This window comes from Sphingobium sp., from assembly GCF_041987595.1.
Lineage (GTDB): Bacteria > Pseudomonadota > Alphaproteobacteria > Sphingomonadales > Sphingomonadaceae > Sphingobium.
In genome coordinates this window covers 68,412-83,387 of sequence record NZ_JBHIWJ010000004.1, presented here as the reverse complement: position 1 = coordinate 83,387, position 14,976 = coordinate 68,412, and the positions used below count along the sequence as shown (strand labels likewise).

The window sequence follows — 14,976 nt, the reverse complement described above, 5'->3', positions numbered from 1 at the left end:
GCAATTTTCCTGCTGTTTCTTGCAGCACTGGCATGACGCCTGGCTTCGGGCTATCCGCACCATCATGGCCCGACAGATCGACACATCCACGCAACAGACGACGCCGATGATGGCGCAATATCTTGCGCTCAAGGCCGAGGCGCAGGATTGCCTGCTCTTTTACCGCATGGGCGACTTTTTCGAACTGTTCTTCGAGGATGCGAAGGCCGCTGCGGCGACGCTGGACATTGCGCTGACCAGCCGGGGCGAACATGCCGGCGTGCCGATCCCGATGTGCGGCGTGCCGGTGCACAGCGCGGAAAACTATCTGGCGCGGCTGATCAAGGCCGGGCACCGCGTCGCCATCGCCGAGCAGACCGAAACCCCGGCCGAAGCCAAGGCGCGCGGGTCCAAATCCCTCGTCGCCCGCGCCATCGTCCGCTATGTGACGGCGGGCACGCTGACCGAGGAAACGTTGCTCGACAGCCGCCGCGACAATATGCTGGCGGCGCTGGTACAGGTGGGAGGCGAGGAACGGCAGGAATATGGCCTTGCCGCCGCCGATATTTCCACCGGACGCTTCGAAACGCTGACCCTGCGCGCCGTCGATCTGCCAGCCGAACTGGCGCGCCTGCGGCCCAGCGAGATCGTGCTGCCGGACGGGCTGGATCTCGACCTTCCCGATTCCCATCCCTTCGACCGCACCGCTTTTTCCAGCAACCGCGCCGAGGCGGTGTTGAAGCGCCTGTTCGGCGTCGCGACGCTCGACGGCTTCGGCCAGTTCAGCCGGGCCGAGCTGGGGGCCATGGGCGGCCTGCTTTCCTATCTCGACCATGCGGGCAAGGGCACCCTGCCCTTTCTCGCGCCACCGATGCGAAAAACCGCCGGCGCCCATGTCGCCATCGACGCAGCGACCCGCGAGAGCCTGGAGATCACCGCCACAATGAGCGGTGCGCGGCAGGGCAGCCTGCTCGGCGCGGTGGACCGGACCGTCACCGGCGCAGGCGCGCGGCTCCTGGCGCAGGATCTGGCGGCGCCGTTGATGGATCAGGCCGCCATCGAGGCGCGGCTGGGCCTGGTTCAGCTGTTCCACGATGATTCCATGCTGCGCGACCAGTTGCGCGCGGCTTTGCGCGCGCTGCCCGATATCGGGCGTGCGCTGGGCCGCCTCGCCATGGGCCGGGGCAGCCCGCGCGATCTGGGGCAGCTCCGTGACGGGTTGGGCGAGGCGCGGCTGCTGCGGGAACGGCTTGGCCGCCTGCCTGACCAGCCCATGCTCCTGGCCCAGCTGCTCCCGGCGCTCGATGGACATGGCGCGCTGGTGGACAGCCTTTCCCGCGCCCTCGTCCCTAGCCCGCCGACCGAAACCGCCAATGGCGGCTATATCGCGGACGGCTATGACCCGGCGCTCGACGATCTGCGGGGTCTGGCAGGGGACGGCCGCCGCGCAATCGCCGCGCTGGAGGCAAAATATCGCGAACAGACCGGCATCGCCTCACTCAAGATCCGGCACAACGGCGTGCTTGGCTATCATGTCGAGGTTCCCGCCCGCGCCGCCGATGCGCTGATGCAGCCCGACAGCGGCTTCACCCATCGCCAGACATTGGCCGGGGTGGTGCGGTTCAACTCGGTCGATCTGCACGAGCAGGCGAGCCGCGTCGCGCAGGCGGGCGCCCACGCGCTGGTCGCGGAAGCCGCGCATCTGGAGGAGCTGGTCGAAGCGACGCTCTCCCGCAAGGCCGACATCGCCCGCGCCGCCGATGCGCTGGCCCGGCTCGACGTGGCGGCGGCTTTGGCCGAGCGCGCGGCCGAAGGCGGCTGGCAGCGGCCGCATTTCCTGCCCGACGATAGCGAAGGGTGCTGCCTCGACATCAGCGGGGGCCGCCATCCGGTGGTCGAGGACGCCCTGCGTCGCGAAGGCCAACCCTTCGTCGCCAATGACTGCCGGCTGGTGGCCGACGACCGGCTCTGGCTCGTCACTGGTCCCAATATGGGCGGCAAGTCGACCTTCCTGCGGCAGAATGCGATCATCGTCATTCTCGCGCAGGCGGGCGCCTATGTGCCGGCTGAGGCGGCGACGCTGACTCTGGTCGATCGCCTGTTCAGCCGCGTCGGCGCGTCGGACAATCTGGCCAGGGGTCGCTCCACCTTCATGGTCGAGATGGTCGAAACCGCCGCCATTCTCGCGCAGGCGACCGAGCGCAGCTTCGTCATTCTCGATGAAGTGGGCCGGGGCACCTCGACCTATGACGGTCTGGCGCTGGCCTGGGCGGTGGTGGAGGCGGTGCATGAGGTCAATCGCTGCCGCTGCCTCTTCGCTACCCATTATCATGAACTGACCCGGCTGGCGGAGACGCTCTCCTCGCTCTCGCTCCACCATGTGCGCGCGCGGGAGTGGAAGGGCGATCTGGTGCTGTTACATGAAGTCGCGGAAGGCCCGGCCGACCGGAGCTATGGTCTGGCGGTTGCGCGGTTGGCCGGGCTTCCCCCTGCCGTTCTCAAACGCGCCAAGGACGTTCTTTCACGCCTGGAAGCGGGCAAGGCCAAGACCGGCGGCATTGCCGCAGGCCTCGACGATCTGCCTCTTTTCGCCGCCGCCACCGCGCAGGCGGAGGAGAAGGTCGACCCGCTCCGCGCAGCACTGGAGGTCATCGATGCCGATGCGCTGTCGCCCCGCGAAGCGCTGGATCAACTCTATCGTCTCAAGCAACTGGTCGCGGCGCATCAGGAAGACTAATAAGCCCTATGGTCATGCAGTTTCCGAAATTGGGTTCCAGACGCGCCATCATCGACCGGCGCGCCATTTCCGACCGCATCAATGCGCTGGCGCAGGAGCATAGCGGCGACCAGATGAAGCTGCGCGGCCTGATCGTGAAGGAGCTGAAGGAGGCGCTCGACGCGGGTCGCGCCGATGTCGCCCGCCGCCTCGACCAGAGGCCGACGCGCGGGCGTGAAACGGTGACCGGCTTCGCCTTCCTGATCGATCAGATATTGCGCCTGCTCTACGACGCGACCACCCATCATCTCTATCCGGCGGGCAATCGCAGCACCGGAGAGCGAATCGTGCTGATCGCGGTGGGGGGCTATGGGCGGGGCGAGATGGCGCCGCACAGCGATGTCGACATCGGCTTCATCACCCCGTGGAAGCCGACCGGCTGGACCGAGCAGGTCATTGAATCCATGCTCTATTCACTGTGGGATCTGGGGCTGAAGGTCGGCCATAGCAGCCGATCGATCGACGAAACCATGCGCATGGCGAAAAGCGACCTCACCGTGCGCACCGCCCTGCTGGAAGCCCGCTACATCTGGGGCGACCGCCTGTTGTACGAGGAAACCGCCAAGCGCTTCGATGCCGAAGTGATGCAGGGCACCGCCCGCGCTTTCGTCACCGAAAAGCTGGAGGAACGCGACGAGCGCCACAAACGGATGGGCGACAGCCGTTATGTCGTCGAACCCAATGTGAAGGAGGGCAAAGGCGGGTTGCGCGACCTGCATACGCTCTTCTGGATCGGCAAATATGTGAACAGGGTGAAGTCGGTCGACGAGCTGGTCGATGTCGGGCTGCTGACGGAAAGCGAGCTGCGCCAGTTTCAGAAGGCGGAGGATTTCCTCTGGGCGGTGCGCTGCCACCTGCACATGATCACCGGGCGCGCCGAGGACCGGCTGACTTTCGACCTTCAGCTGGAAACTGCTACCCGCATGCACTTCACCGGGCGCGCCGGGCGGTCGGGGGTGGAGCGCTTCATGCGCTATTATTTCCTGAACGCAAAAACGGTGGGCGATCTCACCGCCGTATTCCTCGCGCACCTCGATGATCAGATGGCCGAGCGCGGACGCCGCTATATCCCCAGCTTTTTCCGCCGACCCAAGAAACTGGACGGCTTCGTGCTGGACCGCGGACGGCTGGCGCTGCCCAACGATCATTTTTTTCGGGACGATCCGGTCCGGCTGCTGGAAATCTTCGCGCTGGCCGACAAGCATGGTCTCGCCATCCACCCCAGCGCCATGCGCGCCGCCAGCCGCGACGCCAGCCTGATCACCGCCAGGGTCCGCCGAGATCCGCGCGCCAATGCCGCTTTCATGGAGGTTCTGACCTCTCCCCGCGACCCGGAAACGGTGCTGCGCTGGATGAACGAATCGACCGTGTTCGGCCGCTTTGTCCCCGATTTCCGTCGCGTCGTGGCGCAGATGCAGTTCGACATGTATCATCATTATACGGTGGACGAGCATACCATCCGCGCCGTCGGCCTGCTGGCCCGGATCGAGAAAGGCGAACTGGGCGAGGACCATCCGCTATCGACCGAGCTGATGGGCAAACTGATTTCCCGCCGCGTCCTCTATGTCGCGGTACTGCTGCACGACATTGCCAAGGGACGCGGCGGCGATCACAGCATATTGGGCGCCGAGGTGGCGGAGCATCTCTGCCCGCGCCTTGGCCTGACCGCGGCGGAAACCGAAACCGTGTCCTGGCTGGTGCTGCACCATCTGCTGATGTCGGCCACGGCATTCAAGCGCGACCTCGCCGATTACAAGACCATCCTCGATTTCGTCGACGTGGTGCAGAGTCCGGAGCGTCTTCGCCTGCTGCTCTGTTTGACCGTGGTGGATATTCGTGCGGTGGGTCCCGGCGTCTGGAACAGCTGGAAACGCCAGTTGCTGGGCGATCTCTATGACGCTGCCGAAGAACTGCTGCGTCTGGGCCACAAGCAGAAGGGCCGCAGCGAGCGGGTCACCGCCAAGCAACAGGCGCTGCGGCAGGCGCTGGGCCTGTCCGAAGCTGATTTCGACAGGCTGAGCAAGCGGCTGCCCGAAAGCTACTGGATCGCGGAACCGGAAGACATACTGATTCACAATGCGCAGCATATATTGGAGGCAGGCGATTCCCCGCTTTCCATTGCCGCGCAATATTATCCGCAGCGCGGCGCGACGCTGGTGACGGTTTACGCTGCCGACCATCCGGGCCTGTTCTACCGGATCGCGGGCGCCATCCATCTGGCGGGCGGCAACATCATCGACGCGCGCATCCACACCACACGCGACGGCGTCGCCATCGACAATTTCCTGGTACAGGATCCGCTTGGCGGGGCGTTCCACAGCCCTGACCAGCTCGTGCGCATCCGCAAGGCGATCGAGGACTCCCTGGCCAACAGGCACCGCATGATCACCAAGCTGGAAGCGCGCCCCCTGCCCCGCACCCGCGCAGAAGCCTTCCGCATCGAACCCAATGTGCTGATCGACAACAAGGCGTCCAACCGCTTCACCGTGATCGAAGTCAATGCGCGCGATCGCCCGGCGCTGCTCTTCAGCCTCGCCAATGCGCTGTTCCAGTCGAAAGTGACCGTCCACAGCGCCCATGTCGCCACCTATGGCGAGCGCGCAGTCGACACTTTCTACGTCACCGACCTGCTGGCCGGGAAGATCGAGAGCAAGGCCCGGCTGCAAACGCTGGAACGGCGCCTGCTGGAGGCGGCCGGGGGTGAAGTGGCGGAACTGGAACGGGCTTAAAGCAAGGCCCGCACAGCTTCATCGTCACTCCGGGCAAGCGGGAATGACGATATGCTGCTTCAAACGATCTCCATCCCGTCACCGGGCGCCAGCAACGGCAATAGACGCAGCATATCATCCCGCTCCACCGCCACGCATCCGGCAGTGGGACGGCCCTCGGACAGGTGGACGAAGATCGCGCTCCCCTGCCCCGGCACGGGCGGCGCGTCATTATGCCCCAGCACCACGATCACATCATAGGCATCATCGTCGCGCAGCAGATTTTCCGCCGAGAAGGGACGCGGCAGAGCAACCGGCCGGTTATAGGCCGGATCGGCCGGATCATCGGACCAGCCATCCCCCTCCCGAACCCAGCGCCAGGGCAGGCGGATGCCCGCCGGGTTCACCTTTCCCGGCCGCAACAGAACGCCCCGGATCGGCCACAGTCCCCGAGGGGTGCAGCCGTCCCCTTCCCGCTTGTCCTCCGCCGCACAGATCCCCCCCCGCCCGAAGGTGCAGGGCATGTCAATGTCACCGTAGGAAAGGCGTCCCGCGCCCGTATCGACGCGGATTACGCTCACAGCTGATGCCCGGTCCGGTCGCGCTTGGTCGCCAGATAGCGCTCATTATGCGGATTGGCGGGCAGAATGATCGGCAGCCGCTCCACCACCTTGATCCCCGCCGCTTCCAGCCCCGTCACCTTGTTGGGGTTATTGGTGAGCAGCCGCACCTCATCCACGCCCAACAGGTCGAGCATCCGCGCCGCTACCGAGAAATCCCGCGCATCGATGGCGAAACCCAGCCGCACATTGGCGTCGACCGTGTCGAATCCTTGATCCTGCAACGCATAGGCGCGCAGTTTGTTGACGAGGCCGATCCCCCGCCCCTCCTGCCGCAGGTAGAGCAAAATGCCCCATTCCGCATCGGCAATCTGATGCAGCGCCTGATGCAGTTGCGGCCCGCAATCACATTTCAGCGATCCCAGAACGTCGCCGGTCAGACATTCGCTATGCAGACGGATGACCGGCGGCGAGGCGTTGCGCTGGCCCACAACGAGCGCGACATGCTCCCGCGGTTCGTCGGGGCTGCGGAAGGCGACGATCTCCGCCGTCTCGCTGGCCGACACCGGCAGGCGCGCCCGTGTCGCGATGGCGAGGTGCACGGCATCGTCATAGGCGTCGACATCGGCCGCGCTGACCTCCGCCTCGCTGTCCCCTTCCATCATTACGAAATAGGTCGGGAGGATGCCTGCCAACCGCGCCAGCCGCAGTGCCGCCTTGGCAGCGAGCGGCGCGGTCAGCGGCTTCGCCATGAACGGCCCCTTGAGCGGCGAGGCGAGATCCAGCACCGGATCGGACATCGCCGTCGCCACGTCGACATCGATCCACGGCGCCCGCGCCACCAACACCGGCATGTCCGGATCGGCCGCCGCGATCTGGTTGGCGAGCTTCAGCGTCTGCGCCCGAGCAGCCGAAATCAGGATATCCGCCTGCGCGCCCGGATCGAATCCGGCCAGCGTCACCGCATCCGCACCCTCCACCGCCATCAGCCGAAGCGCTCCATCCGGCGCACGCAGGGTCACCGCCCAGCCACGGCGCAGCGCATCAATGGCGCGGGCTGCGGAGCGCGCGCGCATCAGAATGCGAATTCCGTGATGATCGGGATATGATCAGACGGCTTGCCCCAGCTACGCGCAGGCTCGACCACGCGATGGCTGATCGCCTTGTCCGCGACGTCCTGCGTCATCCACATATGGTCGAGCCGCCGTCCGCGATCGGATTCCGCCCAGTCCCGCGCCCGATAGCTCCACCAGGTATAAAGCCGCTGCGGGGCAGGGAAGAATTTGCGGCCAATATCAACCCAATTGTTCGATTCCTGCAACCGCGCCAGAATCTCGCACTCGATCGGCGTGTGGCTGACCACATTCAGAAGCTGCTTGTGACTCCACACGTCGCATTCCATCGGCGCGATGTTGAAGTCACCCGTCAGGATCGTCGGCTTGTCCTCCAGCCCTGAAGACCATTGAATCATCCGGTCGAGGAAATCGAGCTTCTGCCCGAATTTCGGGTTCAGCTCCCGATCTGGTATGTCGCCGCCGGCCGGCACGTAGACATTCTCGATCCGCACCCCATTGTCCAGCCGCACGCCGACATGGCGCGCTTCGCCATTTGCCTGCCAGTCTAGCCGGTCGTCCTCGTGAATCGGCACCCTGGACATGATCGCCACGCCATGGTGCATCCGCTGGCCGTTAAGCACCTGATGGACATAGCCCAGCTTGCGGAACATGTCGGCGGGGAAAATCTCATTCACCACCTTCGTTTCCTGAAGGCAGAGAATATCAGGCGCTTCCTCCGTCAGGAACCGCTCGACAATATCGAGCCGCGCCCGAACGCTGTTGATATTCCAGGAAGCGATGCTGAGGGTCTGCGCCATGCCGATCCACTAGGGGGCGAATCCGCGCGGCGCAAGGGCACGACGTCACGCAGACAAGTCCGATCATGTGCCGAAATTCGGCTCAGGGTGGAGCGAAGTGCTGCATTTTGAGAGCCGGCGCAGCGTCCTTCAGCAAGTGTGCACCGGCAGCGCAAAAAATTCGGCATTTGCAGCCTTCGCCGGGCAAAGGCCGGCGAAGAACCAAAGACCCCCGCTCCGGGGGCATGGAACGGGGGTCTCGATCGCGCCCTTGAAGCGCTTTGCGACGGGAGCGGGGTGCCGGGTAACAGGGGGGAAATCCCGGTTCGTCTCGCGCCGTGGAGTTCTTTCTAGAGGGCGGGATATGAGCCTCAGATGAACGGAAATGAAATCTCATCCATCCGTCGCGCCCGTCGCCCGCTTTAGCCGCCCGGCATGCGCCCCTTCGGCCGCGGATCGGTCCAGCGAAAGGCGGAATCGGCCACCGCCACGCCATAGCGCTGGTTGGAAAGCTTCACCGCGGTCCGGTTGTTCTGGGAATCGAGCGCCACCCAGCCGTAAAGCTGCAAGCCCGCCGGGCTGGCGGCATCACGTTTGAAGATCATGGTAATCGTGCCGTAGTCGGGGCGTTTGGGATCACGCGCCTGCACGCTGAGAATGGTGGGATCGCCGGTCTGGATCACCTTGCCGAATTTCGACAGATCCTTGTTCGGGTCGATAAGGGCGCCCAACGGCGAATTGCCGATCGGCCAGCGCTGCACCTGCCGCACTTCATAGTCGATCATGGTCAGCGCCTTGCCGTCGCCGACGATCAACAACGGCACGCCCTTCTGGTACTGGAAACGGATCTTGCCCGGCTGCTTGATGGTGAGCTGCCCGGTCAGCGTCTGGCCGTTGCGGTCGGTCTGGGCGAAGTCTGCGGTCATGGTCTTGACCGCGCGGATATAGGCATTGACCCTGGACAGGTCGGACTGGTCCGCCTGCGCGGCGGCAGGCACGATCGTCGCCACAAAGGGCACGGCCGCCAGCGTCAGGGCGAGGGGCGCAACTATGCGCTTCATGCAATCATCTCCGGTTGTTCAGGATGTCGAGGGTAAGTGGCAGCGCTTGAACCCGCTGTGAACCCGCTCGTTCCGCGAAAACAATGGCCAGCAGTTTCGATTTTTGTTTCAGGCGAGCCGGAACGGGCAGGGGGAGAGCGGCAAAGGCCGCTCAATCCCCCTCTGCTTCCGCATCGCCAGTGCCGGTCTTTCCGGCGGCCCCTCTCCCAATTATATTTTAGGCGCTGCGGTGAGCGGGATCTGTTTAACGCAGCGAAAAGACAAAAAAAAGGCCGATCCGAAGACCAGCCTGAAAGTTTTTAGGAGAGGATGCCTGAAAGGCAGGTCCTTCTTCGGCCAAATCATGCTGCGCTGCAAATGCGAAGAACGGGATGACGATTGCACGAAATGCAATCAGCCTTGGAAAATGGCGATTTTATTGGGTAATCGATCAACATCGTTCTTTATTCCGGGACCATCACACGCAAAAGGATAGGTTTCGGGCCGAAACGAGCCGTGACTTTTTGGCATCAGATCAAATGAATTTTTCTCCACCATAACGCGGGTCAGAGCGGGTTCCCATTCTCGTCGCGCAGTACCTCACGGCGCCCGACATGGTTGGGCGGTCCTACCAGACCTTGCTCTTCCATCTGCTCGATGAGGCGCGCCGCGCTGTTATAGCCGATGCGCAATTGCCGTTGCAGCCAGCTGGTCGAAGCTTTCTGATTCTCGAAAACCAGCTGGCACGCCTTGCGGAACAGCTGGGCATCGGGGCTGTCATCGCCCAGATCGACGCCGTCGAGCGCGAAGCTGCCCTCCTCCGGTTCCTCTGTCACGGCGGCGATATAGTCGGGCTGGCCCTGGGCGCGCCAGTGATCGGCCACGACGCGCACTTCATCGTCCGATACGAAGGGACCATGGACGCGCATCAGACCCTTGCCGCCATGCATGTAGAGCATGTCGCCCTTGCCCAGCAGCTGTTCGGCGCCCTGCTCGCCCAATATCGTGCGGCTGTCGATCTTCGAGGTCACGAAGAAGCTGATTCGCGTCGGCAGGTTGGCCTTGATGACACCGGTGATGACGTCGACCGAGGGACGCTGCGTTGCCAGGATCAGGTGGATGCCTGCGGCCCGCGCCTTCTGGGCAAGCCGCTGGATGAGGAATTCGACTTCCTTGCCCGCTGTCATCATAAGATCGGCCAGCTCGTCCACCACCACGACGATCTGCGGCAGCGGCTGGAAATCGAGCTGCTCCTCCTCATAGATGGGCTTGCCGGTTTCCGGATCATAGCCGGTCTGCACGCGGCGGCCGAGCGGCTTGCCCTTGGCCTTGGCGGCACGGACCTTCTCATTATAGTTGGCAAGATTGCGCACGGAGATGGACGCCATCATGCGATAGCGGTCTTCCATCTGCTCCACCGCCCATTTGAGGGCGCGGATCGCCTTTGCCGGCTCGGTCACGACCGGCGAGAGCAGATGCGGAATGTCATCATAGGTCGACAGTTCCAGCATTTTGGGGTCGATCATGATCAGGCGCAGCTGGTCCGGCGTCATCCGGTAGAGCAGCGACAGAATCATCGCGTTCAGCCCGACCGACTTGCCCGACCCGGTGGTACCCGCGATGAGCAGATGCGGCATGGGCGCCAGGTCCGCGATGATCGGCTCGCCTGAGATGTTCTTGCCCAGGATGATCGGCAGCGTCGCCTCCTGCCCGAACTGCTCGCTGGTGATCAGTTCGCGGAACGACACGCCCTCCCGGTTCGCATTGGGCAATTCGATGCCGATGACGGTGCGTCCCGGGATCGTCGCCACACGGGCCGAGAGCGCCGACATGTTGCGGGCGATATCGTCGGCCAGCGCGATCACGCGGCTCGCCTTGATGCCGGGCGCCGGTTCCAGCTCATACATGGTAACGACCGGGCCGGGGCGGACCTCGACGATGTTGCCCTTCACGTGGAAGTCGTCGAGCACCGATTCCAGCAGTCGCGCATTGCGCTCCAGCGCCGCCTTGTCGATCTTCTGCGCCTGATTGGCGGGGATCGGATTGAGCAGATCGGCCGAGGGAAGGGAACTGTTGCCGAACAGATCGTCCTGGCTGACCGGCGCCATGCTGCGCTGGACCGGGGCAGGTTTCGGCGTCGCGATGTTGATCGGCGGCTTGGGTTCATTGGAGACGGTCTTGCGCGGCGTCGCGACCCGCTCGAAAACCTCTTCCTCCTCATCCGCATCAACCGTCGGTGCGGGTCCAGCCAATGCAAAAGCTGGCCTCGGCAGGGCCAGCCGCGGCAAGGAAGGCCGTCGCAGCGCGATGATCGGCTTTTCGAGCGCAAGGCTCCGATACCAGCAGACCGCACCCGCGATCAGCGCCAGCACCACCATCATGCCCTTGATCCAGCCTTGAGCCGCCGGAACCTGTGCGGTCAGGCTGATGACGCCCTTGGCCGTCGCCAGCGCGATGATGCCGCCCCAGCCCGCCGGCAGGCCGACCAGCGGATTGTCCTGAAACAGGGCAAGGGCAATGCCGACCAGCACGATGCCGGCCACACATTTGCCGAACTGCGCCTTCCAGCCGCTCATGTCCTGATCGCCCCACAGGCGGCGCGCCGTGATCGCCATCAGCGGCAGGACCAGCGCGACCGGCACACCCAGCAGCCAGAGCAGAAAATCGGCCACCCAGGCACCGGGAGCCTGCATGATATTCTGCACCTGATCGCCCGCGACGGTATTCATCGACGGGTCGCTCGGCTGATAGCTGAGCAGCGCCAGCGCAAGGAACAGGGTTGCCAATATAAGTGCGATCGATCCGATCAGCGCACCGCTGCGGATCAGGCTGCGTTTCAGCATTTCGCGCCATTCCGGCGTGCGTTTGGCTCCGCGGCTGACAGCCATGGCGTTGAATGTCCCCCAAATGTTCCGTTCCGGCACAATGCGCCGAGCGGGGAGTCCCCGTCAAGAGTCCGGCCTTTCGGCTCGTCCCGCAGACTCCGTAACAATCCTTATGTCGGGCGCGGCCAGGCCGACACAGAAAGGCTGGCGAAAGGAGACTTCGCCATGATCGCCGACCTCTATCCCGCCCTTGTCCTCGCTGCGCTGGGCGCGTTCAGCGCCGTCCTGATGGGCGTCAGCTTACAGGATGCGCTGAAGCGAGGGCGTTGAGCGCTTCGCCATCGACACGCTGCACCGTCCATTCGTCCATCGGTCGCGCACCCAAGGAGCGGTAGAAGGCGATGGACGGCGCGTTCCAGTCCAGAACCCACCATTCCAGCCGCGCGCAGTCCCGCTTGATGGCCAATTGCGCGAGGCGGGAGAGCAGCGCTTTGCCCGCACCCAGACCCCGCGCTTCAGGGATGACGAACAGATCCTCCAGATAGAGGCCCGGCCGTCCTTCAAAAGTCGAGAAATTGTGGAAGAAGAGGGCGAATCCGATTGCCTTGCCCTCATGATCCGCGATCAGCACTTCAGCCATGGGACGAGGCCCGAAGAGATATTTTGCCAGCGTCTCGCGGTCGGCCTTCACTTGATGCGACAGTTTTTCATAATCGGCCAGTGCAAGGATGAACGCGTAAATCGTCCCGATGTCGGCAGGAACGGCCTCGCGGATGGTAACGGACATATTTTTCCTTTCAGGCGATGGACGGTTCGACCTGCGGGGCGGTCGTCGGCCGAACGCGCGATGCAATCAGGCAGCCCATGACGATCAGCCCGGCGCCCGCCACCGTGGTCAGGTTGAGCCGGTCGCCAAAGACCAGAGCCCCAATGATCGCCGCCCAGACGAAGGCGGTATATTCGACGGGAATCAGGACCTGCGCCTCCGCCCGTGCATAAGCCCAGGCGAGCGCAGCGAGCGACGTGAAGGCAAGCGTCGCGGCCAGAAGGATCAGCAGCCATGATGGTGCGGAAGGAAGGACCGGCATCCAGCGCATCAGGGCTGCACACAGGGCGAACACCATCAACATCACGATATGCTGGAAGAAGGCGATCTCGACCGGGGAGGCAAGCTGCGCCTGTTGTCTCTGGAGGATGAGATTCCAGGCGAACAGCACAGCCGACAGCAACACGGCGCCCGCACCGAGCAGTGCGTTCAGGTCATAATCGCCCCGCATCCGGCCCGAAAGGATCACCCCCACGCCCACCAGCCCGAGCAGCGACGCCCCAATGGCCTGCCGCCCGATGCGTTCCTTGAGCAGCAACGCCGCAAGATAGAGCGCGATCAGCGGTGCGATGAAGGAAAGGGCGATGGCTTCGGCGAGGGGCAGCCGCATGATCGCCCAGAAGAACAGGCTGGCCATAGCCGCGACCACCGTCCCCCGCAGCAGGTGCAATCGCAGCACCACCCGGTTCGGCCAGCGCTGTCGGGTCAGCAACATCAACGCGAGACCCAGCAGACTCCCTGCGACCGCGCGCCAGAACAGCGCATTGAACAGCCCGATGGAGAGGCTCAAGCCCTTCATCGCCGCGTCCATCACCGAAAAGAGAGCGACGCCGACGCAACAGACCGCGAATGCGAGAGGAAATGAGGTCGCCGATGCTGCGCGGCCCATGTCACTGCCCATAAAATATCGCCTGTCGATATGGAAAGCGGTCGATCGGCGCGGTCAGTCGCGGTTCGTCCAGGTCGTGCGTCCAACAACCAGCTCACCTATTTCAAGGCGGGCGATCCGCGCCCGGCCGATACGCAAACGGCCAATCGCAAGCGCACCTATGGCCAAGGCGCCCAGCGCAACCGCCCCCAAAGCGAGGCTTCCGACCGCTCCGGCGCCCACAGCCGACGCACCTACGGCAGATGCACCCTTCGCTGTCACGGGACTGGCGGCGGTCATGCCATCATCGCGTGCCATCGCGGCTTCATCCGGGTCGTTCACGTCGCCGTTCATTCCGCTGCCTCGGCCTTCCCCGCATCGGTCATCTCGGCCTCCAGTTTGGCAGCCTCGATCTCTGCGGCCTTCGCTTCGACCAGCTGGACGATATGGTCGATCATGCCTTCATCCTGCACGGTGTGATCGGTGATGCCGGAGAGATAGACCATATGCTTGCCCGCGCCGCCGCCGGTCAGGCCGATATCGGTTTCCCGCGCTTCGCCCGGGCCGTTTACCACGCAGCCCAGCACCGACAGCGAAAGTGGCGTATGGATATGCTGGAGCCGTTCCTCCAGCGCCTGCACCGTGCGGATCACGTCAAAGCCCTGCCGCGCGCAGCTGGGGCAGGAGATCACCTTGACCCCCCGCGTGCGGATGCCCAGCGATTTCAATATTTCATAGCCGACCCGCACTTCCTCCTCCGGTTCGGCGGAAAGGGACACGCGGATCGTGTCGCCGATCCCGGCCCAGAGCAGATTGCCGATGCCGATGGCGCTTTTCACAGTGCCGCCGATCAAACCGCCCGCCTCGGTGATGCCTAGGTGCAGCGGGCAGTCGACCGCTTCGGCCAGCTGCATATAGGCGGCGACGGCAAGGAAGACGTCGCTGGCCTTCACCGCCACCTTATATTCGTGGAAATCCTGATCCTGGAGCAGCTTGATATGGTCGAGCGCGCTTTCGACCAGCGCTTCAGGGCAGGGCTCGCCATATTTTTCGAGCAGGTCCCTTTCCAGACTGCCCGCATTCACCCCGATCCGGATCGAGCAGTTGTTCGCCTTGGCCGCCTCGACCACTTCCTTCACCCGCGCTTCGGAACCGATATTGCCCGGATTGATCCGCAGGCATGCCGCACCCGCATCGGCGGCTTCCAGCGCACGCTTATAGTGGAAGTGGATATCGGCCACGATCGGTACGCGGGCCGCGCGGACGATCTGTTTCAGGGCCGCCGTCGATGCCTCGTCCGGGCAGGAGACGCGGATGATGTCCACGCCCACCTCCTCGCAGCGGCGGATCTGGTCCACCGTCGCCTTGACGTCATGGGTCGGCGTGTTGGTCATGGTCTGCACCGTGACCGGCGCGCCGCCGCCCACGGGAACGTTTCCGACCATGATCTGACGGCATTGGCGCCGGGCAATGTCGCGCCAGGGGCGCAGGCCGGGATTATGGTCGGACATGAAAAAGGGGCTCCATCGATGATGAAGCCCC

Annotated in this window: 11 protein-coding genes; 2 read left to right on the top strand and 9 right to left on the bottom strand. The window is 64.1% G+C overall.

Translation table 11 applies throughout. The annotated features are described in order from the left end of the window. Positions 1–64: 64 nt before the first annotated feature. Both mutS and ACFC3J_RS02195 read left to right on the top strand, forming a co-directional pair. Entirely contained in the window at positions 65–2,716 is a 2,652-nt protein-coding gene (mutS, locus tag ACFC3J_RS02200) for a DNA mismatch repair protein MutS (RefSeq protein WP_375194574.1), read from the top strand. Positions 2,717–2,724: 8 nt separating this feature from the next. Continuing rightward, positions 2,725–5,484, top strand: coding sequence for a [protein-PII] uridylyltransferase (locus ACFC3J_RS02195; RefSeq protein ID WP_375194573.1), 2,760 nt, complete (start codon positions 2,725–2,727; stop codon positions 5,482–5,484). A gap of 59 nt (positions 5,485–5,543) precedes the next feature. Here ACFC3J_RS02195 and ACFC3J_RS02190 read toward each other — a convergent pair whose 3' ends face one another. The 9 genes from ACFC3J_RS02190 to ispG form a co-directional block, all read right to left on the bottom strand. Continuing rightward, entirely contained in the window at positions 5,544–6,044 is a 501-nt protein-coding gene (locus ACFC3J_RS02190; protein ID WP_375194572.1) for a L,D-transpeptidase, read from the bottom strand. After that, entirely contained in the window at positions 6,041–7,099 is a 1,059-nt protein-coding gene (ribA, locus tag ACFC3J_RS02185; RefSeq protein ID WP_375194571.1) for a GTP cyclohydrolase II, read from the bottom strand. The genes ACFC3J_RS02190 and ribA overlap by 4 nt, the downstream gene beginning before the upstream one ends. Continuing rightward, the gene (gene xth, locus ACFC3J_RS02180) at positions 7,099–7,896 is read right to left on the bottom strand and encodes an exodeoxyribonuclease III (protein ID WP_375194570.1); all 798 of its coding nucleotides are present in this window, start codon (positions 7,894–7,896) and stop codon (positions 7,099–7,101) included. Before xth ends, ribA begins: the two co-directional genes overlap by 1 nt. A 401-nt stretch (positions 7,897–8,297) precedes the next feature. Beyond that, complete coding sequence (locus ACFC3J_RS02175) at positions 8,298–8,936, bottom strand: outer membrane lipoprotein carrier protein LolA (RefSeq protein WP_375194569.1); 639 nt, start codon at positions 8,934–8,936, stop codon at positions 8,298–8,300. A gap of 545 nt (positions 8,937–9,481) precedes the next feature. Continuing rightward, positions 9,482–11,803, bottom strand: coding sequence for a DNA translocase FtsK 4TM domain-containing protein (locus tag ACFC3J_RS02170; protein ID WP_375194568.1), 2,322 nt, complete (start codon positions 11,801–11,803; stop codon positions 9,482–9,484). Positions 11,804–12,035: 232 nt separating this feature from the next. Next, on the bottom strand, positions 12,036–12,527 hold the full coding sequence (locus ACFC3J_RS02165) for a GNAT family N-acetyltransferase (RefSeq protein WP_375194567.1): 492 nt from the start codon (positions 12,525–12,527) through the stop codon (positions 12,036–12,038). A gap of 10 nt (positions 12,528–12,537) precedes the next feature. Beyond that, positions 12,538–13,455 (bottom strand): DMT family transporter, encoded by a 918-nt coding sequence (locus tag ACFC3J_RS02160; protein ID WP_375194566.1) that lies wholly within the window; start codon positions 13,453–13,455, stop codon positions 12,538–12,540. Positions 13,456–13,509: 54 nt separating this feature from the next. Further along, on the bottom strand, positions 13,510–13,788 hold the full coding sequence (locus tag ACFC3J_RS02155) for a hypothetical protein (protein WP_375194565.1): 279 nt from the start codon (positions 13,786–13,788) through the stop codon (positions 13,510–13,512). After that, a complete protein-coding gene (gene ispG, locus ACFC3J_RS02150; protein ID WP_375194564.1) occupies positions 13,785–14,945 on the bottom strand; it encodes a flavodoxin-dependent (E)-4-hydroxy-3-methylbut-2-enyl-diphosphate synthase in 1,161 nt (386 codons plus the stop codon). Before ispG ends, ACFC3J_RS02155 begins: the two co-directional genes overlap by 4 nt. Positions 14,946–14,976: the final 31 nt, after the last annotated feature.